Origin of the sequence: Chryseobacterium amylolyticum (genome assembly GCF_051011775.1) — a bacterium.
Taxonomy (GTDB): domain Bacteria; phylum Bacteroidota; class Bacteroidia; order Flavobacteriales; family Weeksellaceae; genus Chryseobacterium.
This window is the reverse complement of record NZ_JBPCHX010000001.1, coordinates 124,403-148,549: the sequence shown is the minus strand read 5'-3', so window position 1 is coordinate 148,549 and position 24,147 is coordinate 124,403. Positions and strand designations below refer to the sequence as shown.

The 24,147-nt window shown below is 37.5% G+C and carries 20 protein-coding genes; 10 read left to right on the top strand and 10 right to left on the bottom strand.

The genetic code is table 11. The features are described from left to right. Positions 1-153: 153 nt before the first annotated feature. From glgB to ACR1PO_RS00715, 4 genes are read left to right on the top strand one after another with little or no spacing between them, the layout of a single operon-like run. A complete protein-coding gene (gene glgB / locus ACR1PO_RS00730; RefSeq protein WP_433985471.1) occupies positions 154-2,100 on the top strand; it encodes a 1,4-alpha-glucan branching protein GlgB in 1,947 nt (648 codons plus the stop codon). 3 nt (positions 2,101-2,103) lie between these two features. Further along, positions 2,104-3,510: a glycogen synthase gene (locus ACR1PO_RS00725; RefSeq protein WP_433985470.1), complete on the top strand. Its 1,407-nt coding sequence runs from the start codon at positions 2,104-2,106 to the stop codon at positions 3,508-3,510. A gap of 4 nt (positions 3,511-3,514) precedes the next feature. Further along, the gene (locus tag ACR1PO_RS00720; RefSeq protein WP_433985469.1) at positions 3,515-4,051 is read left to right on the top strand and encodes an FEKKY domain-containing protein; all 537 of its coding nucleotides are present in this window, start codon (positions 3,515-3,517) and stop codon (positions 4,049-4,051) included. A 14-nt stretch (positions 4,052-4,065) separates the two neighbouring features. Beyond that, positions 4,066-5,334: a glucose-1-phosphate adenylyltransferase gene (locus ACR1PO_RS00715; protein WP_433985468.1), complete on the top strand. Its 1,269-nt coding sequence runs from the start codon at positions 4,066-4,068 to the stop codon at positions 5,332-5,334. Positions 5,335-5,447: 113 nt separating this feature from the next. On the opposite strand, the gene ACR1PO_RS00710 is transcribed toward ACR1PO_RS00715, so the two are convergent. After that, complete coding sequence (locus ACR1PO_RS00710) at positions 5,448-6,908, bottom strand: S41 family peptidase (protein WP_433985467.1); 1,461 nt, start codon at positions 6,906-6,908, stop codon at positions 5,448-5,450. Positions 6,909-7,064: 156 nt separating this feature from the next. Between ACR1PO_RS00710 and ACR1PO_RS00705 the strand changes: the two genes are divergently transcribed. The 4 genes from ACR1PO_RS00705 (at position 7,065) to apaG (ending at position 12,799) form a co-directional block, all read left to right on the top strand. Beyond that, positions 7,065-8,105, top strand: coding sequence for an SRPBCC domain-containing protein (locus tag ACR1PO_RS00705; protein ID WP_332386594.1), 1,041 nt, complete (start codon positions 7,065-7,067; stop codon positions 8,103-8,105). A 114-nt stretch (positions 8,106-8,219) separates the two neighbouring features. Further along, on the top strand, positions 8,220-11,036 hold the full coding sequence (locus tag ACR1PO_RS00700; protein ID WP_433985466.1) for a 2-oxoglutarate dehydrogenase E1 component: 2,817 nt from the start codon (positions 8,220-8,222) through the stop codon (positions 11,034-11,036). Between the two features lie 40 nt (positions 11,037-11,076). Continuing rightward, on the top strand, positions 11,077-12,330 hold the full coding sequence (gene odhB / locus ACR1PO_RS00695; RefSeq protein WP_002979077.1) for a 2-oxoglutarate dehydrogenase complex dihydrolipoyllysine-residue succinyltransferase: 1,254 nt from the start codon (positions 11,077-11,079) through the stop codon (positions 12,328-12,330). Positions 12,331-12,409: 79 nt separating this feature from the next. Then, a complete protein-coding gene (apaG, locus tag ACR1PO_RS00690) occupies positions 12,410-12,799 on the top strand; it encodes a Co2+/Mg2+ efflux protein ApaG (protein WP_142722880.1) in 390 nt (129 codons plus the stop codon). Between the two features lie 48 nt (positions 12,800-12,847). On the opposite strand, the gene ACR1PO_RS00685 is transcribed toward apaG, so the two are convergent. From ACR1PO_RS00685 to ACR1PO_RS00675, 3 genes are all read right to left on the bottom strand, one after another. Next, positions 12,848-13,402 (bottom strand): 3'-5' exonuclease, encoded by a 555-nt coding sequence (locus ACR1PO_RS00685; RefSeq protein WP_332386595.1) that lies wholly within the window; start codon positions 13,400-13,402, stop codon positions 12,848-12,850. Between the two features lie 198 nt (positions 13,403-13,600). Then, entirely contained in the window at positions 13,601-14,578 is a 978-nt protein-coding gene (locus ACR1PO_RS00680) for a glycosyltransferase family 2 protein (RefSeq protein ID WP_433985465.1), read from the bottom strand. 6 nt (positions 14,579-14,584) lie between these two features. Beyond that, on the bottom strand, positions 14,585-15,469 hold the full coding sequence (locus ACR1PO_RS00675) for a lysophospholipid acyltransferase family protein (RefSeq protein WP_002979081.1): 885 nt from the start codon (positions 15,467-15,469) through the stop codon (positions 14,585-14,587). 80 nt (positions 15,470-15,549) lie between these two features. On the opposite strand from ACR1PO_RS00675, the gene ACR1PO_RS00670 reads away from it, so the two are divergent. Beyond that, positions 15,550-16,119, top strand: coding sequence for a thioredoxin family protein (locus ACR1PO_RS00670; protein WP_433985464.1), 570 nt, complete (start codon positions 15,550-15,552; stop codon positions 16,117-16,119). Between the two features lie 32 nt (positions 16,120-16,151). Here the strand turns inward: ACR1PO_RS00670 and ACR1PO_RS00665 are convergent, their stop codons facing one another. The 4 genes from ACR1PO_RS00665 to ACR1PO_RS00650 form a co-directional block, all read right to left on the bottom strand. After that, positions 16,152-17,519, bottom strand: a complete 1,368-nt coding sequence (locus ACR1PO_RS00665; RefSeq protein WP_433985463.1) for an aldehyde dehydrogenase — start codon at positions 17,517-17,519, stop codon at positions 16,152-16,154. Between the two features lie 224 nt (positions 17,520-17,743). After that, a complete protein-coding gene (locus ACR1PO_RS00660) occupies positions 17,744-19,306 on the bottom strand; it encodes an MFS transporter (protein ID WP_332386597.1) in 1,563 nt (520 codons plus the stop codon). Between the two features lie 309 nt (positions 19,307-19,615). Beyond that, positions 19,616-20,662: an HlyD family secretion protein gene (locus ACR1PO_RS00655; protein ID WP_433985462.1), complete on the bottom strand. Its 1,047-nt coding sequence runs from the start codon at positions 20,660-20,662 to the stop codon at positions 19,616-19,618. A 5-nt stretch (positions 20,663-20,667) separates the two neighbouring features. After that, positions 20,668-22,002, bottom strand: coding sequence for a TolC family protein (locus ACR1PO_RS00650; RefSeq protein WP_433985461.1), 1,335 nt, complete (start codon positions 22,000-22,002; stop codon positions 20,668-20,670). Between the two features lie 138 nt (positions 22,003-22,140). Between ACR1PO_RS00650 and ACR1PO_RS00645 the strand changes: the two genes are divergently transcribed. Next, positions 22,141-22,944 carry a helix-turn-helix domain-containing protein gene (locus ACR1PO_RS00645; RefSeq protein ID WP_433985460.1) on the top strand — a complete coding sequence of 268 codons (804 nt, stop codon included), beginning with the start codon at positions 22,141-22,143 and terminating at the stop codon, positions 22,942-22,944. A gap of 279 nt (positions 22,945-23,223) precedes the next feature. Here the strand turns inward: ACR1PO_RS00645 and rplI are convergent, their stop codons facing one another. Then, positions 23,224-23,721 carry a 50S ribosomal protein L9 gene (gene rplI, locus ACR1PO_RS00640; RefSeq protein ID WP_332386602.1) on the bottom strand — a complete coding sequence of 166 codons (498 nt, stop codon included), beginning with the start codon at positions 23,719-23,721 and terminating at the stop codon, positions 23,224-23,226. Positions 23,722-23,828: 107 nt separating this feature from the next. After that, entirely contained in the window at positions 23,829-24,131 is a 303-nt protein-coding gene (gene rpsR, locus ACR1PO_RS00635) for a 30S ribosomal protein S18 (protein WP_002979091.1), read from the bottom strand. Positions 24,132-24,147 lie beyond the last annotated feature (16 nt).

Genomic DNA, 24,147 nt, shown 5'->3' with positions numbered 1-24,147 from the left:
TTTTGGAATCATAAAAAATGTGAGGTAAAAAATGATATATTTGATAGATAGACGAAAACCGAAATTCAGTTGATAAATATTTGATGAATTATTAACCGCTGTTGCCGGTATTTTTCGTAGTTTCAGGGAAAATATAAATACAAACTGATCTTGATGAATTCTGTTAAAACCTACACGCTTTTCACCGATCATGATGTGTATCTTTTTAAAGAAGGTAGGCATTATAAGCTGTATGGTAAATTTGGTGCACATTCGGCAGAAAAGGATGGCGTAAAAGGAGTATATTTTTCCGTATGGGCACCTAATGCAAAGAAAGTTTCCGTGATCGGAAATTTCAACAACTGGAATCATAAAGATCATATCCTGTTTCCAAGATGGGACGGATCCGGAATCTGGGAAGGGTTTATTGAAGGATTAACCTGGGGTACCTTATATAAATATGCTATTGAAACACAGGGGGGTGAAATTCTGGAAAAAAGTGATCCCTATGCATTGAGCTGGGAGCAGAATATTCAGGCGGCTTCTCTGGTTTCTACTACATGGTATGAATGGAATGATCAGGAGTGGATGGGGCACCGCTGGGAAAGAAACAGACTGGAAGCTCCTTTATCAGTGTATGAGCTGCATCTGGGTTCGTGGGTAAGAGACGGGGATTATCCTGACCGCTTTCTGAATTACCGGGATATTGCCAAAAAGCTGGTGCCTTATATCAGGGAAATGGGTTTTACTCACGTAGAGTTCATGCCTGTGATGGAATATCCTTATGAGCCCAGCTGGGGATACCAGATTACCGGTTTTTATGCCGCTACCTCACGTTTTGGATCGCCGCAGGATTTGATGTTTCTGATTGATGAGCTTCACAACAATGAAATAGGAGTTATTCTGGATTGGGTTCCGTCTCATTTTCCGGGAGATGCCAATGGTCTTCACCGTTTTGATGGTACTTATCTGTATGAGCATGAAGATCCGAGAAAAGGCTTTCATCCCGATTGGAAATCACATATTTTCAACTATGGGAGAAATGAGGTTAAATCTTTTCTGATTTCAAACGCCATGTTCTGGCTGGATCGTTATCATGCCGACGGATTACGCGTAGATGCGGTGACTTCAATGCTCCATTTGGATTATTCAAGAAATGAAGGAGAATGGGAACCTAATATATATGGAACGAATGTGAACCTTGAAGCCAAAGCTTTTCTGCAGGAATTCAACACTGCTGTTTATAAAGAATTTGGAAATAATATCATCACCATAGCAGAAGAAAGTTCAGATTTTCCTATGCTTACCAAACCTGTCCATGATGGTGGCGTGGGTTTTGGTATGAAATGGATGATGGGCTGGATGCATGATACGCTGGATTATTTTAAAGAAGACTTTGAGAACAGGAAATTCCATCACCATAAGCTGACATTTGCTTCCATGTATATGTATAATGAAAATTATATGATGCCTTTGTCACATGATGAAGTGGTACACGGCAAAGCAAGTCTTATCTATAAAATGAAAGGTGACGAATGGCAGAAATTTGCCAATCTGCGTACCTTATATGTATATATGTATACCCATCCCGGAGCCAAACTGCTTTTTATGGGGGACGAATTCGGGCAGACCAGTGAATGGAATTTTACCAGAAGCCTCGACTGGCATTTGCTGAAATATCCTGTTCACAAAGGAATGCAGGAGCTTGTTAAAGATATGAATCATCTCTACAGATCAGAAACTGCCTTTTATGAAAATCAGTTTGATAGAAACGGTTTTGAGTGGGTGGAAGCGGATGATCTTGAAAATTCAGTATACATTTACCTGAGGAAAGGAAAAAAAAGAGACGATATTATGATGGTGGTGTTAAATCTGGCTCCGAAAGTACTGGATTATAAAATCGGGATTCCTGCAGGAACACACTGGGAAGTGATTTTGAATTCGGATGATGAAAAATACAGCGGCAGCGGGGTAGAGCCTGAAATACTGGATGAGAAGTATGAAGAATGGAGAGGATATACAAAAACAATGACCGTGAAGCTGTCACCATTGGCAGGAATTGTTTTACGTCAGAAGAAAGATAAAAAATATAAATTACACAGAATTAAACATAAGAGATAAAGAATGGTTGTTTATCATTTAAGTACAGAATGCTATCCTGTTGCAAAAGTTGGTGGCCTGGCAGATGTGGTTGGAGCACTTCCAAAATATCAGAATAAAATAGAAGGAGTAGAAGCGAAGGTGGTAATGCCCTGGTACAACAAATCCTTCGTATATGATCATGAATTTAATATGGTTTTTGACGGGTTTATTCATCAGGGAGCCAATATGCTGCAGGTTCAGGTATTGAAAGAAAAGACAAATGTTCTGGGATTTGAGCTGTATATGGTAAGAATTCCAGGATTATTGGACAGGGACAACCCTTATGGCTACCAGGATGAAAGTTTCCAGTTTCTGGCTTTCCAGCATGGGGTATTACACTGGCTGTCTGCAATGAAAATCCGTCCTGATGTACTGCATTGCCATGATTATCATACCGGCCTGGTTCCTTTTATGGTACAAAACTGTTATGAATTTGAATTCTTAAAAGGAGTAAAAACAATAGGAACGATTCATAATGGTGAATATCAGGGCATGATGAGCTGGACAATGGCACAATATATGCCTTCTTTCGATACATACAAATGGGGACTGATGGATTGGAACGGATTGATGAATCCTCTGGCCAGTATGATTAAATGTGCCCATGCTTTTACCACCGTTTCGGAAGGATATCTGGAGGAACTTTTTATAAGCTTCCGCGGGCTCGAAAGCCTGGTTCGTCAGGAATTCGGAAAAGCATACGGAATCATCAATGGAATTGACACGGAAGTCTGGAATCCGGAAACCGATCCGATGCTGGATTTTAACTTTAACAGTGCGAATGCAGTAGCCCAAAAGAAAAAAAATAAAGAAAATCTCTGTAAAGAATATGGATTGAAACCCGAACTTCCCTTATTCGCCTTTATCGGAAGATTCGCTACGGAGAAAGGAGCAGATCTGCTGCCGGATGTGGTATGGCGAAGTATCAAGCAGAGTTATGGTGCTTTAAATATCATGATTCTCGGTTCAGGAAATACCTATATTGAGAATAAACTTAAAGAGTACGATTATACCTATACCAATTTTGCATTGGATCTCGGATATAAAGAATATCTTTCCCATAAGATCTACGCATCGGCAGATTTTCTTCTGATGCCTTCCAGGGTAGAACCATGCGGGCTGAATCAGATGTATTCTATGAGATATGGGACGGTTCCTGTGGTAAGATACACAGGAGGGCTTAGAGATACTGTGGAAGATATTTCAACAGGAGGAGCAGGACTGAATTTTACTTATCCGGGTGTAGATGATGTTGTACATGCCATGAACAGGGCAATGGCGATTTACAATCAAAAAGGCGTTATGGAAGATCTTATCCAGGCCAATATGAATTTTGATTTTGCATGGGAGAAATCTGCAGAAAAATACATAGCTTTATATAATAGCTGATATCGTGAAGATTTTCAGTTTTCTTTCCCTGATAATGCTTATGTTGTTTTCCTGTAAAGAAGACAGAGGAAGTTATCATGGAGGTTATTATTGGATCTATGGCTACGGGCTTCCGGCAATAGAAAGGTATGAAGCAATGGCTGGCATTTCCGAAAAATGGAAAATAAAACATTACTCTCTCGGTGGTTGTCTGGTAGGACCTGACGAGATGAAAAGAATAGATGCCCTTAATAAAAGGACTTATGCTGCAATAGAAAGAAAATATGGAAAAGGCTGGAGAGAACAGTATCGTAAAGATGTCGGTAACTTTGTAATGAAGAGCGCTGATGTAATGGATGTGCTTATTGCAAATCCTACCTTCAGGAATGAGCTTAAAAAATATAATATCGAAATCTATAACCTGGATAAAGAGGTTTCAGTACTGAATGATAAAGATGATTTTCGGGTGACTGTTTATAAAAACGAACTCCAATATGAAAACAAAGAATGCTTTAAAGTAGCAGTAAACACTAAAAACAGAACAGTAAACTTAATAAAATAAAACGCAAGATATTTATGAATCGAAATGTAATCTCTATTGTTTTAGGAGGAGGGAGAGGAACAAGATTATTCCCGTTAACGTATACCAGATCAAAACCGGCTGTTCCTATCGCAGGAAAATACAGACTGGTGGATATTCCTATTTCAAACTGCCTGAACTCAGGACTGAATAAAATTCTGGTGTTAACGCAGTTTAATTCTGCTTCCCTCAATTCGCATATCAAGAATTCTTATCACTTTGATATTTTCAGCAAAGGCTTTGTCGATATTCTTGCAGCCGAACAGAATGTGGAAAATGACAGCTGGTATCAGGGAACTGCTGACGCTGTACGCCAGTCTATGAAGCACCTTGAAAAATATGATTATGACTATATCCTTATTCTTTCAGGAGATCAGCTCTACCAGATGGATTTCAGGGAAATGCTGGATTTCCATATTGAAAACGGAGGAGACCTTACTATTGCTACCATTCCCGTCAATGCAAAAGATGCTACAGGTTTTGGTATCTTAAAGTCCGACGATGAAGGGAATATTACCTCTTTCCATGAAAAGCCCGGTTATGATATGCTGGAAGGCATGAAATCTGAAGTTTCAGATGAGAATAAACATGCAGGAAAAGAGTTCCTTGCTTCTATGGGAATCTATATTTTCACGAAAAATATCCTTAAAAAGATGTTTGAAGAAGGGGCAGGCGATGATTTCGGAAAAGATATCATTCCAAGTTCCATCGGGAAATACAAAACATTAAGCTATCAGTATGAAGGCTACTGGACAGATATCGGAACCATAGAATCTTTCTACGAAGCCAATCTTGACCTTTGTCTTGATTTGCCGCAGTTTAACCTTTTCTCTTCATCACCGATTTATACCAGAGCAAGAATGCTTCCGCCGTCAAAAATCAACGGTTCATATGTAAGTAAAGCTGTTTTTGGAGATGGATGTATCATTATGGCAGATAAAATTGAAAATTCCGTGATCGGAAACAGAACCAGAATTGATAAAGGAAGTACCATCGTGAATTCCTATGTTATGGGAGCTGATTTCTACCAGAATACGACAGAAATTGTCATCAATGACAGAGGAGGACGTCCGAATATGGGAATCGGAAAATACTGCTATATTGAAAAAGCAATCCTTGATAAAAACTGTTATATCGGCGACAATGTTAAAATCATCGGCGGAAAACATATTCCGGATGGAGATTATGGAACTTATTCTGTTCAGGATGGGATTGTAGTCGTGAAGAAAGGCGCTGTTATTGCTCCGGGAACACATATAGGATAACAATGGTGAATAAGAGAGTGCAGGTATAAATTTCTCTTATTAAATCATACACCTTATAATAAGTAAATGAAAAAAGAAACCTAAACAGGTTTCTTTTTTTGTTTATCATGATTTTATTTAGAAAATAAGGTCAATGAATACTCCAGTTCCGGATCTTTGTGTTCTTTTAATGACTGTAAGAAAAATTGGGTGTTCACCGTATGATCAGGAATTACACCCTTACAGTTAGTAACGGTCTCCTTATCATCACTGTTGAAAAATATTTCCGTTCTGGGAATAGAAATAGTGGACTTGGTATGAGGAAGTCTGTACGTAAGAAACCATGCTGCAGTCGTAAAATTGCTGCAGGATCCCGTTTCCTTTCCTACAATTGCACCTCTTTTTTCACTTTGAAATAGAGAGGCAAAATAGGTGGCCGCAGAAAAAGTACGGTTGTTGATCAATAATACAGTTTTTCCGTCAAAAAATGCGCCGTCTCTGGGATAGCTTTTTATATACGTATTATCCAGTCTTGAGTTTCCAAAATAATAATCTCCTTTTTCTGCTTTGTCAAACCGCTGTCTCATGAAATTATTCTGGTCGGCAATATCCTTATCAGAATAATAACGGTTGGTCTGGGGATCTACCAGATAATCGTTGTAATTGATGTCAACAACCTTAGTCCCGTATTTGTATTCATTATTGAATGTTTTATCTTTAGCAATGAAAGAATAAAGCAGAGGAACATTACTGATGGCTCCTCCCGCGTTGTTCCGGATATCCAGAATAAGTTTTTTAATTTTCAGATCTTTTATTTCCTGGAAATATTTCTTTAACCTTTCATAAAAAAAGCTTTCATCATAAGAAAACGATTTCACAGATAAATAGTAAGTATCAGAATCAATTGGATAACCATAAATTCCAGCGTTTTCTGAAATCAGATCAACAGGCAATACAGAATGCCTGCTTTCATAATAGAATCTTGGATATCTAATACCTTTCACTTTCATGGTTTTCTGTTCCCCGCCGGATGTTTTGTATCGTAAGGAGAAATCATTCGTACGGGTTTTTAAAATAAACGGAATATAAAAAGACACATCTATATCTTCCACTTTGATATTTCCGTCTGCGGCTTTAGGAACGGCCTGTAAAAGTTCTTGAGAACTTATACCATTAATTTCCATAATCTCACTGCCTACTTCAATAGCGTAAGGATTTGAACCGTTCACAAACAGCTGTCCATTCTGTACATAAGTCTGCAAAGGGAAAAAATGGAGAGAACTTAAAATATTTTCAAAATAATTGGAATCTGCACTGAAGGAACTGTGTCCGTCCCCAATGATTCTTGTAGGATTGTTCATAAGCAGGCTGATATAGCCTGGATTTTTTTTAACAATATTACGGAGAGAATCTATTTTTTTGGCAATAATTTCCTTGCTGTGGAATCTGTAAGGATTTGGGTGCTGCTTCTGAATGATGTCAACTGCAATATCAAAGTCTTTCAGGTATCCATCCTGTGGAATTTCAGAAATTGAATATTGGGAAAATACAACTGATGATAACAAAACCAATGGAAATGTACATAACTTCTTCATAAAAATAAAATTAGGTCGTTCCAAAAAACAATATGCATACCATACATACCACAGATTATTTGATATTAATCATTAAATCAATATTTTTTAATACATTATTTTTTTCAAAACAATCTGTATATTGTTCACTCTTTTTATTTGTATTATTTTTGTGCGATGCGTATTTTTAAAATCTTAGCGGTAATTATTATCCTTTTGGGAGGAGCTTATGCTGCTTCCATGTATTATTTTGTGGACGAAAGTAAAAACTTCACGATTGAAAAAGAGATTGATTATCCTGTGGATAAGGTTTTTGCCCAGTTTAATAACCTTCAGAATTTTACAAGATGGAATAATTTTTTTACCAGCTCACCCTCTATAGATATTGATTATTATACGCCATACGAAGGACAGGGAAGTGCCATCAGCTATGTTGACCCTAAAAATGATACTGACGGAGAAATGTTCATCAGATATGAGAACCTTAATAAAACCCTGAAATATCAGCTTTTTGAGGATGAAAATGAAAATCCGACGCTGGTTGATGTTAAATTTAAGCCCGTTTCTGCAGAAAAAACAAAAATTATCTGGTACGTACATACCCCGAAACTGCCTGTCTGGAAAAGAGTGGAAAACTTCTGGACGGAGGACCGTTTTGCTGAAAATATCAACAAAAGTATGGTGAATCTTAAAAACTCTTTAGGGAATAAAGTGGAAAAAGACAACCAGATGGCAGCAATAAAATACGACAGTTTAATGGTGGAAAATGAAGAAAGCAAATTGTTGCTGGGGATTAATGTGAGTACTTCAAATAAGAAAGACGCGCTTTACAAAAATATCGTGATGAACTATAATAAAGTTTATAATTTCGTAACGATGGACCTTGGAAAAAGAGATGATGAATTCGGATATCCGATCCTGATCACTGATGCGGATAATTTCAAAGACAAAGAGGTTTCTTATTTCCTAGGAATTCCGCTTTCTAAGAAAATCGGAGTATCTGACAATAACTTCAATTTTAGGACCGTAAATCCGTCGCAAAATTATGTAATTTACTACAAAGGGAACTACGAGGGGCGAATTCGGGCAATTCAACAGCTCATTCAGAAAGCCAAAAAAGACGAGATGCGCTTCGGAGATATCTGCCAGACCTTTATTGAACGTCCGATGGATGGACAAGAGGTGAACGTTAAGCTCTCATTATCAGTATATAAGTAATTTATTTTTTCTTAAGTTTTTTTAACGGTTTCAGACTGTTCTAAGTCGGTTTTTTTTATTAAATTTGAAGATTAATTCTACAAATAAATTTTAATAAATAGATAAACTGTAATAATGGACAGATTTTCATTCCTAAACGCAGCTCATTCTCAGTTAATTGAGGATTTATACCAACAGTACTTAAAATTCCCGGACTCCCTAGAACCATCATGGAAAGCTTTCTTTCAAGGCTTCGATTTCGCTTTGGAGAACTACGGAGATGACGATAACACTCAATTTATTCAGGCTTCGGCCAGCGCTGCTCCGGCAGTACAACAACAGATTTCTCAGGCAGTATCCAACGGAGAAGTTCCTGAGCATATCAAGAAAGAATTTAAAGTAGTAAACCTTATTGAGGCTTACAGAACGAGAGGACACCTTTTTACAAAAACTAACCCGGTTAGAGAAAGAAGACACTATACCCCTACTTTAGACATCGAAAATTTCGGTCTTTCTAAAGAAGATTTAAATACAAAATTCAACTGTGCTGTAGAAACAGGAATGAAAGAACCGTCAACTCTGGCAGATTTGATCAAGCACCTTGAAAACATCTACTGTGATTCGATCGGAGTAGAATACATGCACATCAATAACGTTGAAGAAAAAGATTTCATCAAAAGATGGCTTCAGGTCAATGAAAATCATCCAAACCTTTCTGCAAACGAAAAAACAGAAATCTTATTAAAATTAAATCAGGCGGTAGCTTTTGAAAACTACCTTCACACAAAATTTGTAGGACAAAAAAGATTCTCGTTAGAAGGAGGTGAAACATTAATCCCTGCTTTGGACCAGCTGATCTCAAGATCTTCTCAGTTAGGAGTAGATGAAGTGGTGTTGGGTATGGCTCACAGAGGAAGACTGAATGTTCTTACCAATATTTTCGGAAAATCTTACAAGCAGATCTTCTCAGAATTTGAAGGGAAAGAATTCGAAGAAGATGTATTCTCCGGTGACGTTAAATATCACTTGGGATCATCTAAAAAGATCAAAACAGCTTCCGGAGAAGAAGTATGTATCAACCTTACTCCGAACCCGTCTCACCTTGAAACGGTTGCTGCCCTTGTAGAAGGTATCTGCCGTGCAAAAGTAGATGATAAATACAAAGATTACTCTAAAGTATTGCCAATCATCATCCACGGTGACGGTGCTATTGCAGGACAAGGGATTGCTTACGAAGTTGCTCAGATGATGACTCTTGAAGGGTACAGAACAGGAGGTACTGTTCATATCGTTGTTAATAACCAGGTTTCATTTACAACCAACTATATGGACGCAAGATCTTCAACATACTGTACAGACATTGCGAAAGTTACAGAATCTCCTGTAATGCACGTAAATGCTGATGATGCTGAAGCGGTTGTTCATGCGATCCATTTTGCTGCTGATTTCAGAGCGAAATTCGGTAAAGATGTTTATATCGACCTTTTAGGATACAGAAAATATGGTCACAACGAAGGGGATGAGCCAAGATTCACTCAGCCTAACTTATATAAAACGATCTCAAAACACCCGAATCCAAGAGAAATTTATAAAGACAAATTACTGAAAGACAGTGTTACTTCCAACGATGTGATCGCTAAAATGGAAACGGAATTCAAGGCTCTTTTAGATAAAGATTTTGATGCTTCCAAAGAGATTGAGAAAAACGTTATGGACGTGTTCATGGCTGAAGATTGGGTAAACTATCCGATTGGAAAAAGAGGAGCCGTTCAGTTGCCGGTAGATACAAAATATGACCTGGCAAAGCTGAAAGAACTGGCAATTAAAATGTCAACACTTCCGGCAGACAAAAAGTTCATCAATAAAATTACAAGGCTTTTCGAAAACCGTATCAAAGCTATTGAAGGAAATTCATTAGACTGGGCGTTAGGAGAGTGGTTAGCTTATGCAACACTTCTTGTAGAAGGTCACAATGTAAGAATCTCAGGAGAAGATGTGGAAAGAGGTACGTTCTCTCACAGACACGCTGTAGTAAAAACTGAAGATACAGAAGAAGAATATATCCCGTTAAGACATGTATCTGAAAACAGATTTGATGTATTTAACTCTCACCTTTCAGAATATGGTGTTTTAGGTTTCGACTACGGATATGCAATGGCATCTCCAAATACATTAACCATCTGGGAAGCTCAGTTCGGGGATTTCGTGAACGGTGCCCAGATTATTGTAGACCAGTATCTGGCCGCTGCGGAAGAAAAATGGAAAATCCAGGACGGATTGGTAATGTTATTGCCTCACGGTTCAGAAGGACAGGGAGCCGAGCACTCTTCAGCAAGATTGGAGAGATTCCTTACCCTTTGTGCTAATGAGAACATGGTGGTAGCCAATATTACTTCACCTGCCAACTACTTCCACTTATTGAGAAGACAGTTGAAATGGTCTTTCAGAAAACCATTGGTAGTAATGAGCCCTAAATCTCTGTTGAGACATCCTAAAGTGGTTTCTCCGCTTGAAGATTTTGCAAACGGTGCATTCCAGCCGGTATTAGATGACCCGACTGCAGATCCTAAAAAAGTAGAAAAATTAGTTCTTTGTTCAGGTAAACTGTACTTCGAATTATTAGCGAAGAAAGAAGAGCTGAACTGTGAAAATATTGCATTGGTAAGATTCGAACAGTTATATCCGCTTCAGACAGATGCTATTGAAGCCATCTTCAGCAAATATGAAAACAGAAAACAATTGGTGTGGGCTCAGGAAGAACCTGAAAACATGGGGGCATGGTCTTATATCCTGAGAAACTTCAGAGATACGGGAATCCAGGTAGTTGCTCCGGTACCAAGCGGTGCACCAGCTCCAGGTAGCCACAAAATGTTTGAGAAAAACCAAAATGCAGTGATCAACAGAGTTTTCGACAGAGACGATGCTCCTGCAAAAAGACCAGTAACAGCTTAATTTAAAATAATAATCAATTAAAAAATAAAAAATACTCGATATGTCAGTTTTAGAAATGAAAGTTCCTTCACCGGGCGAATCAATTACAGAAGTTGAAATTGCAACTTGGCTTGTAAAAGATGGTGATTATGTAGAAAAAGATCAACCTATCGCCGAAGTGGATTCAGATAAAGCAACTCTTGAATTGCCTGCAGAACAAAGTGGTGTAATCACTTTAAAAGCAGAAGAAGGTGATGTAGTACAAGTAGGTCAGGTAGTTTGTTTAATTGATATGGATGCTAAAAAGCCGGAAGGTGCTGCACCTGCTGCTGAAGCACCAAAACAGGAAGAGGCTCCGAAAGCTGCTGAACCTGCTAAACAGGAAGCTCCAAAACCTGCTGCTCCGGTAGCTGCACCACAAACTTACGCAACAGGAGCTCCATCTCCGGCTGCTAAAAAAATCCTTGACGAAAAAGGAATGGATGCTGCACAGGTTTCAGGAACAGGAAGAGACGGAAGAATTACTAAAACTGATGCTGAATTAGCGGCAGTACCTGCATTAGGAGGTAGCCCTCTTACTGCAACAGGTTCAAGATCTACTACCACAACTAAACTTTCAGTTTTAAGAAGAAAAATCGCTCAGAGATTAGTTTCTGTGAAGAATGAAACAGCGATGTTAACTACTTTCAATGAAGTTGACATGTCTGAAATCTTCAGATTAAGAAAACAATATAAAGAAGAATTTGCTCAAAAACACGGCGTTGGACTTGGTTTCATGTCCTTCTTCACAAAGGCTGTTACAAGAGCATTACAAATGTATCCGGATGTAAATGCATCTATTGATGGTGATTTCAAAGTAAACTATGATTTCTGTGATATTTCAATTGCAGTTTCAGGTCCTAAAGGATTAATGGTTCCTGTATTGAGAAATGCAGAAAACATGTCTTTCAGCGCTGTAGAAGCAAACATCAAAGATCTTGCTACAAAAGTAAGAGACGGTAAAATTACTGTTGATGAAATGACTGGTGGTACTTTCACGATTACAAACGGTGGTACTTTCGGATCTATGATGTCTACACCAATCATTAACCCTCCGCAATCTGCAATCCTTGGAATGCACAATATCATCCAGAGACCGGTTGCTGTTGACGGGCAGGTAGTAATCAGACCAATGATGTATGTAGCCATGTCTTATGACCACAGAATTATCGACGGAAAAGAGTCTGTAGGATTCCTTGTAGCGGTAAAAGAAGCGATCGACAATCCTGTTGGAATCTTAATGGGAGGTGACGAAAGAAAAGGTCTTGGATTATAGTTTTAACAGAATTATAACATAAATATACAATCTCGCCTAAAAAAGGCGAGATTTTTGTATCTATTAAGAAAATGCTACAATGATGTTTTCAAAAATGACTTCCAATATCAAAGTTTCAGTAATACCTGAATATGATAGTAAAAACAGTTATCCATCCGAAAACCGTTACGTTTTTAAATACAGTATCACGATAGAAAATGACGGAAGCTTTCCTATCAAAGTGCTGAAAAGAAAATGGTTGATTTTTGATGTAGGATTTGGATATACAGAAATTATAGGAGATGGGGTAATCGGCCTTACTCCTGAGATAGGAACCAGCGAAAATTTCGCTTATTTTTCCAATGTAATGCTTCGTTCCGGAGTAGGCAATATGAGCGGGAAATACCTGGTTAAAAACATGGAGACACAGGAAACTTTTGAGATTGATATTCCAAAATTCAATCTGCTGTCTGAAGTGTTGAGTAATTAATGATTTATCAATTGCAGGCTTAGAACCCGGGTTCAGTAGTCTGTAATATTAAAGTCTTTTGATCTTTGCTTTCATATAATCATGTACTTCATCATTACTGGTGAGGAAGAGTTTTTCAAATGCCAGCAAAGAAATTTTAGCACATACTTCGGCATCAGCTCCTGCTCTGTGGTGGGTAAAATCAATCTTATGATATTCAGCTAAAGGTTTCAGTCCGTATTTCGGGAGATAATTCCATGATTTTTTGGCAAGCTGGATACTGCACAAATAATTCAGTTTAGGGGTAAACATTCCGTAATGTTCCAGACAGCCTCTTAAAACAGAAGCATCAAAACCTGCATTATGAGCAATCATAAGACTTCCGTACATCATATCCTGAGCCTCATACCATATTTCATCAAAAGTCGGAGCGTCTTTCACATCTTCCGGCTGAATTCCATGCACTGCAATATTGAATTTACTGAAATAAGGAAAGCTTGGCGGTTTAATCAGCCATGTTTTCGTTTCAACAATCCTGGAGTCCTGTACCACGCAAATCCCCATCTCACAAGCTGAACTTTTCTCGTGAGTGGCCGTTTCAAAATCTATAGCACAGAAATCCATTGTTTTAAATTATAATTTGTTGATCGTTGCTAGCTGTTTTTTGTTGCTGGTTTTATAGTTTAATGTTCAAGGTTTTGGGTTTGAAGTTTAAGGGTAATTGAAGTTATGAATTTTTATCATATAAACTTTAGTTCATAAGAAATGGTAATTTTCCCCAACCCTGTAACCTGCAACCTGTAACCTATCATCTGCCCTCTATCACCTCCTTCCTAAAAAGTGCTTAAAAATAAGCCATTTTGATTGATAGAAATTCTTCTTCTGATGCCTTTGACGAAGTTTCCAGGTTCCGGAAAGTTGGGAGTAAAAACCAAAATGAGCTCTTAAGACAGCCCAAAGATGTGGAAAGCCCTGTTTTAATCCAAAATAAATTCCTGCAATACCATCCAGACATAATCTGAAAAATATCAGGAAGATCAATTGAGGAAAAGGAAGATTTTTAAACATCATAGAAAGGTTATTCCTCATGTTTAAATAAGTCTTCTGTGCACTCTGCTTGTTGAGCGTTCCACCACCTACATGGTAAACTTTGGATTTCCCGGTATAATAAATCTTTTTTCCTGAATTGATCAATCTCCAGCAAAGATCAATTTCTTCCTGATGGGCAAAAAATCTCGCATCAAAACCGCTCTGTTCCCAGAAATCTTCTGAACGTATAAAAAAGCAGCATCCTGAAGCCCAGAAAATCTCTGCTTCATCATTGTATTGTCCTTTATCCTCCTCAAGATCATCGAAAACCCTGCCCCTGCAATACGGATACCCTAGGTTATCTATCAATCCGCCTGCAGCCCCTGCAAATTCGAAATAACTTCTATTGTGATAGGATAAAATTTTGGGCTGTACAGCTGAAATAGAAGGGGTGTTTTCCAATAATTCCAACACAGGTTCTGTCCAGTTCTCGGTAACCTCCACATCAGAATTAAGAAGACAGTAATATTCGTTTTTGATGGCTTTCAACCCTTCATTATAACCGCCTGCAAAACCATAATTTTTATCGTTTTTAACAATCTGTACTGTGGGGAAATTCTTTTCTAGAAATTCAATTGAATCATCCGTAGAAAGATTGTCTATCACATAAATATCGGCATTCTGAGAAAATTGAACTACTCCAGGAAGAAATTGTTCAAGCCAATTCCTGCCGTTCCAGTTTAAGATGGCAACTGCCAGTTTTTTCTGCATGTCAATCTATTTTTTTTCAGAATCAAAATTTTTGATAGAGTCCTGATATTTCCATTTTCTGTGTGACCAAAGATAATTGTCCGGATGTTTGTGCAATGTGTTTTCCAGCAATTTATGGAACTTTCTAACCACTTCATTTTCTGTAAACTTTTCCCCATCCGGGTATATTCTGTGATAATTAACCTGATAATAACCACGCTTTACCTTTTTCATTTCACAATAGATGAAAACAAGGTCCATTCTTGTGGCAAGCTTGTCATAGCCTATGAAAGCAGGAGTACGCTGATTCAAAAACTCTAATCCATACGTAATATGAGCGTGATGGGGGGTTTGATCAGCCACAAACATATATGCAGAATCTCCGTTGTTTTTAGATCTGAAAATATTAAGAATCACTTCATTGGCTTCCAGTGCTTCATTTCCGAATTTATTCCGGACTTTTTTCATCTGGTTTTCCCAGAAGTCACTGTTTACTTTTCTGTATACAGGGTGGCAGTGAGCCTGGGGGATAATTTTCGCCAGTGCATTAATCCATTCCCAATTGAAAACATGGCCTGCCAGTAAAATGATATTTTTACCCTCCTCTTTGGCTTCGTGAAATAAATGCTGGTTGATATGCTGCATTCTCACTCTGGATTCTGTTTCCGAAATGCTGAATGATTTAATGGTTTCTACCAGATAATCAGAAAAATTGAGGTAGAATTTTTTCCGGATCTCCTTGATTTCTTCTTCAGACTTATCAGGGAAAGACTTTTTCAGGTTTTGTGTAATAACCTCTTTTCTGTATCCAACTATATGATAGTTCAGGAAAAAGATGACGTCCGAAAAAATATATAATATTTTAAGCGGAAGCTTGGAAATCAGATATAATATTTTGATCAGAAAATTCATAAAACACGCAAATTTAGTGATAATAAAATTATGGTTCTATTTTTGCAGGGGGATATGTAGTATTTTTTTATTTTTATGCTATGAAAAAATTGACATTGTTAGCTTTTATGGGATTAAGTGCAGTAGCTTTTTCACAAAATATAAAGAGCGAACCTGATAACGGAAAAGAAAAAACAGCTTTAATAGTACCTGCCGATCAGGCAGAACTTGAAGCTAAGAAAAAAGCGGCTGAAGAAAAGGCAAAGCTGCCTAAGCCTTATGATCCGAAGGCTGATGCTCAGGCGGATATTAATAAATTAGTTGCTCAGGCTAAAAAAGAAGGTAAAAATATTATGATACAGGCTGGTGGTAACTGGTGTATCTGGTGTCTTCGTTTTAATAATTTTGTGCAGACAACTCCTGAACTGAAGGAAATTGTAGATAAAAACTATTTATACTATCACCTGAATTATTCTCCTGATAATAAGAATGAGAAAGTTTTTGCTCAATATGGAAATCCGGGTGAGAAATTTGGATATCCTGTATTTATTATTTTAGATAAAAATGGAAAAATGATCAAAGTTCAACAAAGTGATGTATTAGAAGAAGGAAAAGGATATAGTAAAGATAAAGTAAAAGAATTCTTTAATATGTGGATTCCAAAAGGATAAATAAAAAAGCTGCTAACAAGCAGCTTTTTTATTTAGAATTTTAAAAGTTTTCTAATCCAGATTAATTTTTTTTCTGAATAGGGCGGATATTTGATATTTGGTTCACCCCATGTGGATTTTTCAAGAATGGCTTTTTGATGTGAAAACGTTTCAAAACCATACTTCCCGTGGTAATTTCCTATACCGGAACTTCCTACGCCTCCGAATGGCAGATTATCATTGCTCAGATGCATCACAGTATCATTGATACAACCTCCTCCGAAAGAAAGTTTCCGTGTAAAGATTTCTTTTTCTTCAGAATTATTGGTGAAAAGATAGGCTGCCAATGGCTTTTCAAGCTCTGAAATAGTGCTCAGAACTGCATTATAGCTTTGAAAACTGATGACCGGCAGAAGGGGACCGAAAATTTCTTCCTGCATGATGTCATCATTCCAGTCGATATGATTCAGAATAGTAGGTTCGATGTATAATTTTTCTTCATCAGAATTTCCTCCGTAATAGATTTTTTCTTTATCAATAAGGCGTATAAGGCGCCGGAAATTTCTTTGGTTAATAATTCTTGTGTATTGTTCGGAATCCGGTTCATATTGAAACTCTTTGATATATTTCCTGAGCATTTCCAGAAACTGTTCCTGAATGGTTTCTTCTATCAGCAGGTAATCCGGAGCTACACAGGTTTGACCGGCATTTAGGAACTTTCCCCATACGATTCTTTTGGCTGCTGTTTCCAGATCGGCATCTTTGGTAACAATGACCGGAGATTTTCCGCCCAATTCAAGCGTTACAGGAGTAAGATGTTCTGCCGCTGCTTTATAGATAATCTTTCCGACTTTCGTGCTTCCGGTGAAAAATATTTTGTCAAATTTTAATGTTAAAAGAGCTGTCGTTTCTTCAATACCTCCTTCGTACACATAAAGATATTCAGAAGGGAAGTTTTCATTGATGAGTGAAGCCATTGCTTTCATTGTATTTTCAGCAATTTCACTGGGTTTAAGGATACAGCAGTTTCCGGCTGCCATTGCAGCAATAACGGGAGAAAGAGATAGCTGATAAGGATAATTCCACGCTCCGATTACCAGCACACAGCCAAGCGGGTCCTTATAAATTTTACTGTTTCCGAGCTGATTCACAAGGTTGGTCCTAACTTTTTGGGGTTTTGAAAGAGCTTTTAAATTACTGATATAATAATCAATATCATTCAGGATGAAAGATAATTCTGTAGTGAACGTATCAAATTTAGATTTGCCAAAATCCTTGTTAATAGCTTCACAGAGCATATTCTCATTTGAGATGATAAGTTTTTTAAGCTTTTCGAGGTACATTTCCCGGAAGGCAAGCCCCTTGGTTTGCTGTGTTTTAAAAAAATCTCTCTGACTCAGTAAAATTTTTTCAATTTCCATTCTTAAGCTTTTTATTAATTGCTGGTTGAAAAGCAACAATAAACCGGCCAAAATGCATAGGCCGGGAAATTACTCTTGGTTGTTTGAAGAACGATGGTTAATTGATAAGAATTTATCATCTTTAGCTTAATTAAAAAGCCTTTATTAATCTAAATCTCACGCAAAGTTTGCAAAGGATTTGATTAAAAATAAATTATGATCTTTCAATTTTCCGTCTCTTCCCTTTACATAATATTCCGTACTGCTATTCTTACCGGATGGTAAAGCAATAAACCAATTGCAGTAACAAGGGCCAGCCAGAACAGTCCTGTGAAAATTTCCATATTGGAAAGGAGGATGGATTGAGCTGTTATTTTAGCTTTAAAAGCCCCGGCTGTTACAGAAAGAGAATCATTCACCGGAAGCCTGGAAACCGCATTTCCGAAAATCTGGTTCCACTGGCTGTAAAAAACGGGATTGGTATCTGTAAGATGAGCACTGAGTGCGTCAGAATGTTTTAACGTTAAAAATAACATCAGGTTCTGCATCAGCGCATATCCGATAGCGGTGGTCCAGAAGCGGGTTGTTGTCCCCAACGCTGTAGCATTGGAAACATATTCTTCCTTAGTTCCTGAAATCAAAAAGAAAACAAGTGGCGTAAATAATAATCCCTGAGCTGTTCCCTGCAGGAATAGGGGCGGACAGATCGTGGAAAGAGTAGTGTCAGGATAAAAAGTATAGGTAAACCATGCACAGTCAATGGCCAGCAGAAGAAATCCTGTAAAGAAAACAATTCTTGAAGATACTCCGCGAACCAGACAAATCCCCGATAATATGATTCCCAGAAGTGTACCGGCAACATTCCAGTATTGAATGTTCACAATATAGTCCCAGGGCCATTTCCATACGGTAGCCATAATGCTGTAAACATTATTCAGTCCCGAACGGATCAGGTAAAAAATAAAAAACAGGACCATTCCGGCAATGACGTTTTTGGAACTGAAAACTTCAAAATGGAACAGAGGTCTTCTGGAGTTTCTCTGTTTAAGCATAAATAATCCGCCTGAAAGGAGAAATATAAAGAGACACATCATAATGGTATCGGATTCAAACCACATAAGCCTTTTACCATAGATAATTGCATAACCGCCTGCCTGCAGAGAAACCCAAAGCAAAAACCAGCTGGTAATATCCAACTGATACAAAGGCTTTTTAGGAAAGAATCTGTTTTTGTTGAACAGTGCAATACCAATAATCAGTACAAATACATGAAAGTAGACCATCATCAGGATCATATGCCGGAAATCATAATTCTCAATACTTGATTTCAGCAGGGAAGTGGTGATGGTTCCTCCCGTCAGCATAATCGTATACATAAAGAGATAAGCTAAAACTTTGGCGTGTTTTGTTTTTAATTCTGCAATGATTAAAGGAAGGAAAATAGCACCTTCCAGCAGCCCGAAAATACCTTCCAGAAATCTGATTACCAAAATAACATGATAGTCATGGGTTACTGACAGAACATAAAGAATGATCACGGAAATGGAAGCCATCAGCAGCACATAATATTTCACGCTGAAATAAGCCATAAACCGTTGTAAAACTAAAAGGGTAACCACGAATGTCCCATACATCAAAATCATTAAATACTGGATGTCATCTGAATCTACATCCATAAAAGAAGATGTGAAGGCGCTGTTCGAATGTAAAAGCGACAACAACATCAGGTGGGGAAACAATGCCAATATGAGAAGAGGCAGCTTCAGCCATTGTGGTACCCATTTATGATAAACTGAATTGTGTTGCATAATTTTTTTAAAACAAAAGGGCAAAAAGCGAAAAACATGAATTGCAAAATTGCGGTTGAATGTAATCAGGACCATCAATGATTTTGCTCTGCCTTGTTAATTGTTTAGTCTGTTTAAAAAATGCGAAAAGACAAAAGGGCAAGGTGTAAAGTAAAAGGTAAAATGGCAAATATGCTTAAGAAAAAATTCACAGATTCGCTATTTGCAGTTCTGCCTTTTCGCAAAAAATAATGTAATTGTAAAGTCTGAAATGTGGTAATGTTAAAATGATGTTGTACTCTAAATACTCTAACACCCTAACACTCACACTCACATCTTCTTCGCGCTCACCAGAACATTCATTCCGGAAAGCAGCTTTTCGTTGTCTTTGTTGTTATCAAGGATAATTTTTACCGGAAATCTCTGTTCAATTTTTACAAAGTTTCCGGTTGCATTATCCGGTTTTACCAAGGAAAACTGAGAACCTGAAGCTGGAGACACGGAAAGTATTTTTCCTTTAAATTCAACATCAGGATAAGCGTCTGCTGTAATAGTCACTTCCTGACTCTGGTCAATCTGTCCAAGCTGTGTTTCTTTATAATTGGCTATGATCCATTTCTCCTTGCTTACAATCTGGACCAAAGCCTGACCTTCTTTAATCAGTTGACCTTCCTGAATGGTTTTCTTTCCCACCCATCCGTCATAAGGAGCTGTAATCACCGTATAGGAAAGGTATAGCTTAGCATTATTAAGGCTTGCAGAACTCTGCTGGATCTGGCTTTTAACTGGAGCAACCTTTGTCTGTTGTTCACTGGCTCCGGCTCTTACTGCATTTTTTTGCTGTTCCAATGCCAGAAGATTGGCTTTTGACTGTTCATAGGAAGCTTTTACATTTTCAAATTCCTGTTCCGTTGCTGCGTCTTCTGCCAGAAGGTTTTTATATCTTTTATAATCCTGTTCCGTTCTCCATATATCAATTTTTGCAGACGCAATTTTAGCATCAATGATCTTTGTATCGCTTTCTCTGGTATTGACTCCGCTTTCAATAGTGCTGATGGTTGCTGTATTGGCATGAAGGCTGGCTTCTGCCATCTGTACCTGGTTCAGGAACTCCCTGTTGTCTATGATGATTAAAGTGTCACCCTTATGGACAAACTGGTTTTCATTAAACTTTATTGTTTTGATAAACCCTGATACTTTGCTGGAAACAGGAGTAATATATTGCTCGATCTGCGCATCATTTGTAGTAACATTTTTTCTTGAAAAAAGATAAAAGCTGACCATCCCTGTAATTCCGCTGATAATCAGGATCCAGGCCAGTAAAGTAATGGACTTGTTAATTCTTTTTTCTTTTTGTGTCAGTTGTTTCTGTGCCATAGTTTTTATAAGTTTCCAATCGTATATTGGAGTTGGTAATATTTAAGTTGTCGGTTTATTTTTACGGAAATAAGATTAGATTCAGCTTCCAGATAAGCATTGTCCGCATCTATCAGTTCGGTGATAAGACTAAGCTTATTGGCGTATTTTGTTCTTACAATACGGTAGTTTTCTTTGGCCTGCTGAATGGCTTCTTCAGCAATTTTAACTTTCTGGTCCGTTTCTTCAAACTTTTTATACGCTTCGTATACATTGTGTCTGATGTTCTCTTCATTTTCCTCGATCTGAAGTTTGGCAAGATCAATATTTTCTCTGGCTTCCTGCATTTTATACTTATTCTTGTACAGGCTTTCAATAGGATAGGTAAGATTTACCCCAACCATTCCCAAACGGTAAGCATAGGGTTCAGGTGGGAAGAACATCATATTCGGATATTTTAAAAAATATTCTCCGCCAGCGGTGATTTTAGGTAAATAATTAGCTTTGGTAATTTTCTGATCCAGTTCCTTCAGTGAAAGATTTTTATGGGTAATTTCAACAGATTCATTTTTGCTCAATGCGGTTTCAGTGAGTTCATCAACATAAGGAATTGAAGCATTATCTGAAATCAGATCTTCTGTATCAGCGTGCATTTCCTGGCTTTCCGGAAGAGAAAGAATTGTTTTTAGTTTGTGTTCTGCAATCTGAATATCATTATCCAGTTCCGTCCAACTCATTGTATGATTGGAAAGCTGCAGTGAAGTTCTTAAAACCTCATTTACTGTCACAACGCCATTAGCTTTCAAAGCTTTTACCTGTCTGATGTTAACGGAATCTTCTTTCATTTTATCATTAATAAGACTTTGCTGCTCCTTTAAATGATGAATCTGCAGGAAAGCAGTAATGATTTCCATTTTAAGCTGTCTTTCATCAAGATGGGTTTTCAAAGCTGAAATTTCAGTATCAATACCCGCTTTCTTTTCTGTGTTCTTGATTTTGCCACCCATATATACAGGAATAGAAGCAGATAATGTAAAGTCGTACATACCATTGATGACATCATATTGGGTTGCTTTGTTAAATACGCCATTCTGATGCTGGAACAGGTTGGTAACCTGATTGTAGCTGGTGTGAAACTCAATATCCGGAAGTTTCTCCATTTTGAGATCTTTCTCTTTGGTCACGGACATTTCCTGTTTCAGATGACTGATCTGTATATTTTTATTGTTTTTCAAACCAATTTCTATAGCTTGCTGTAAGCCAAGATTCTGGTAGTCTATCATCTGTGATTGTAAAAAACTGCTCAATAATAAGCACAACGCTATGCACAGATACCGGCATGCGTTAAATATGATATTCATAAATTAATTAAAGGATTTTTGCTGAAAATGATTTTGATGCAGCAAAGTTACGACGTCATGCATAGTACCCGATTTGTGAAAACAGAAAAAGATTTGCTCATTTGAGCCAAATTGAAAATTCTTCCATACCTTTATGCTATGAACGACAGTCATTTTAAAGCGGTAGAAGAGGATGATGCGGAATTTTATGTCTATCACGTCCTCACAGGTAACGTAACCACGGAGATTCATTATCACAGTTCTGCACAATTGGTTTATGCAGAAGGCGGTATTGTGCATGTTTTTACTGATCAGAAGCACTGGTACCTTCCTGCCAGATGTTTTATGTGGATTCCTGCCGGAACTCCCCATTATATTTTCTCTACCAGTCCCAAGGTGGATTTATATAATTTTTATTTCAAAAAAGAAGAAAATGAAAGTGGCTTTTTTGATGAAATCAATATTTATTCTGTCAATAATCTCCTTCGCGAGATGATTTTCTACACTAAAGACTGGGATGGGAAAATCACAAAGAATGATCACTCTAAATATTATTTTCTCAAAGCACTCAAAGGAGTTTTACAGGAAAAAAAGCACAAGCATCTGGCGTTTCCCATACAACATCCTTTCCCCAAAGATGAAACACTCCTGAAGGTTGCAAGATACATTCATGCTAACCTTGAAAAGCCCCTTACGATTGAATCTACGGCTAAAGAATTCGGAATGAGCACAAGAACCCTTTCAAGGAAATTTAAAGAGATTCTGGGCATGAATTACGTTCGCTTTCTACGCGCATTACGAATTACCCGTTCCCTTGAACTGATGCTGGAAGGAAAATATAATATGTACGAAATTGCTATGATGGTAGGCTACAACAGCCTGTCGTCATTCAGTAATATTTTCAAGAAAGTTATTGGTATTGCTCCTACGGAATATCAGCATAAACTGAGAGGGGATAAGTAGAGTGGGAGCGTTGGAGGGTTTGAGATCCTGTGATATGGATTCGTTTATAGTGCAGGAAAAATTCCTTACCTGTTTTTTACATGTAAGGTTGTGACACCGTTAATTTAACGAGTAATATCAGTTAAGATTTCCTGAATTCCCCTCCCTGAAGGGGTGGATTTTTGCAAAGCAAAAAGACGGGGTAGTTAAGAATCGCCCAATCAATAATTATCGTACAAATAAAAAAACCACCTCAATAAATTGAAGTGGTTTATATTGTGAGAAATTCTCAGTCGCTTATTAAGCTTCTTCAGTTTTAGCTTCTTCTTTTTTAGGAGCTGCCTCAACCGGAGCATCAGATACGATATCAAACTCGTAGTTGTACTCAACATTTCTGTGAAGTCTGATAAGAGCTGCGAATTTACCAGTTCTCTTAATCGTGTTACCAGGAATTTTGATGTATTTTTTCTCTACAGAAACACCAGCTTTTTCTAAAGCAGCAGATAGATCAGCATTGTTGATAGATCCGAATAGTTTATCACCAGCACCTACTTTTGCAGGAATAGTGATAGGCGTTTTCTTCAATTGCTCAACTACAGCGTTAGCAGCAGCGATTAATTTAGCTTCTTCTTCTTTTCTAGCTTCTAATGTAGCTTCTAAAGCAGCTTTGTTTTTAGGGGTAGCTAAAAGTGCAAATCCTTGAGGGATTAAGAAGTTTCTAGCATAACCTGGCTTTACGTTTACTGTATCAAACTCAAGTCCTAAGTTTTCTACGTCTTTTTTTAGGATAATTTCCATTGTTGTTGTCCTTTTTTAGATTTTAGTAGTCTAAAATCAAGTTAGAATTAATGATGTATTCAGCAACAAAAGAAGAGGTTGCCCTCTTCTTTTATTTATTTTTTGTCTTATTTCAATAAGTCAGCTACGTATGGTAGTAATGCAAGGTGTCTTGCTCTTTTGATAGCAGCAGAAACTTTTCTTTGGTATTTTAAAGAAGTTCCGGTGTATCTTCTTGGTAAAATTTTACCTTGCTCGTTTACGAATTGTAATAAGAAATCAGCATCTTTGTAGTCAACGTGCTTAATTCCGTATTTTTTGAATCTACAATATTTCTTTTCAGATTTTGTATTGATATCAAGTGGAGTAAGGAATTTTACTTCTGATTCTCCTCCTGCTGAGGCTTGTTTAGCCATTTCATCTATTGCCATGTCTTGTCTTTTTTAA

What these genes read in the sequence shown, in the direction of transcription:
- glgB (WP_433985471.1), top strand. Translation starts at nt 154, where the DNA reads ATGAATTCTGTTAAAACCTACACGCTTTTCACCGATCATGATGTGTAT.
- ACR1PO_RS00660 (WP_332386597.1), bottom strand. Translation starts at nt 19,306, where the DNA reads ATGCAACACAATTCAGTTTATCATAAATGGGTACCACAATGGCTGAAG.
- ACR1PO_RS00670 (WP_433985464.1), top strand. Translation starts at nt 15,550, where the DNA reads ATGAAAAAATTGACATTGTTAGCTTTTATGGGATTAAGTGCAGTAGCT.
- ACR1PO_RS00665 (WP_433985463.1), bottom strand. Translation starts at nt 17,519, where the DNA reads ATGGAAATTGAAAAAATTTTACTGAGTCAGAGAGATTTTTTTAAAACA.
- ACR1PO_RS00655 (WP_433985462.1), bottom strand. Translation starts at nt 20,662, where the DNA reads ATGGCACAGAAACAACTGACACAAAAAGAAAAAAGAATTAACAAGTCC.
- ACR1PO_RS00725 (WP_433985470.1), top strand. Translation starts at nt 2,104, where the DNA reads ATGGTTGTTTATCATTTAAGTACAGAATGCTATCCTGTTGCAAAAGTT.
- ACR1PO_RS00710 (WP_433985467.1), bottom strand. Translation starts at nt 6,908, where the DNA reads ATGAAGAAGTTATGTACATTTCCATTGGTTTTGTTATCATCAGTTGTA.
- rplI (WP_332386602.1), bottom strand. Translation starts at nt 23,721, where the DNA reads ATGGAAATTATCCTAAAAAAAGACGTAGAAAACTTAGGACTTGAGTTT.
- ACR1PO_RS00685 (WP_332386595.1), bottom strand. Translation starts at nt 13,402, where the DNA reads ATGGATTTCTGTGCTATAGATTTTGAAACGGCCACTCACGAGAAAAGT.
- apaG (WP_142722880.1), top strand. Translation starts at nt 12,410, where the DNA reads ATGATGTTTTCAAAAATGACTTCCAATATCAAAGTTTCAGTAATACCT.
- rpsR (WP_002979091.1), bottom strand. Translation starts at nt 24,131, where the DNA reads ATGGCAATAGATGAAATGGCTAAACAAGCCTCAGCAGGAGGAGAATCA.
- ACR1PO_RS00650 (WP_433985461.1), bottom strand. Translation starts at nt 22,002, where the DNA reads ATGAATATCATATTTAACGCATGCCGGTATCTGTGCATAGCGTTGTGC.
- ACR1PO_RS00675 (WP_002979081.1), bottom strand. Translation starts at nt 15,469, where the DNA reads ATGAATTTTCTGATCAAAATATTATATCTGATTTCCAAGCTTCCGCTT.
- ACR1PO_RS00715 (WP_433985468.1), top strand. Translation starts at nt 4,066, where the DNA reads ATGAATCGAAATGTAATCTCTATTGTTTTAGGAGGAGGGAGAGGAACA.
- ACR1PO_RS00700 (WP_433985466.1), top strand. Translation starts at nt 8,220, where the DNA reads ATGGACAGATTTTCATTCCTAAACGCAGCTCATTCTCAGTTAATTGAG.
- odhB (WP_002979077.1), top strand. Translation starts at nt 11,077, where the DNA reads ATGTCAGTTTTAGAAATGAAAGTTCCTTCACCGGGCGAATCAATTACA.
- ACR1PO_RS00705 (WP_332386594.1), top strand. Translation starts at nt 7,065, where the DNA reads ATGCGTATTTTTAAAATCTTAGCGGTAATTATTATCCTTTTGGGAGGA.
- ACR1PO_RS00645 (WP_433985460.1), top strand. Translation starts at nt 22,141, where the DNA reads ATGAACGACAGTCATTTTAAAGCGGTAGAAGAGGATGATGCGGAATTT.
- ACR1PO_RS00680 (WP_433985465.1), bottom strand. Translation starts at nt 14,578, where the DNA reads ATGCAGAAAAAACTGGCAGTTGCCATCTTAAACTGGAACGGCAGGAAT.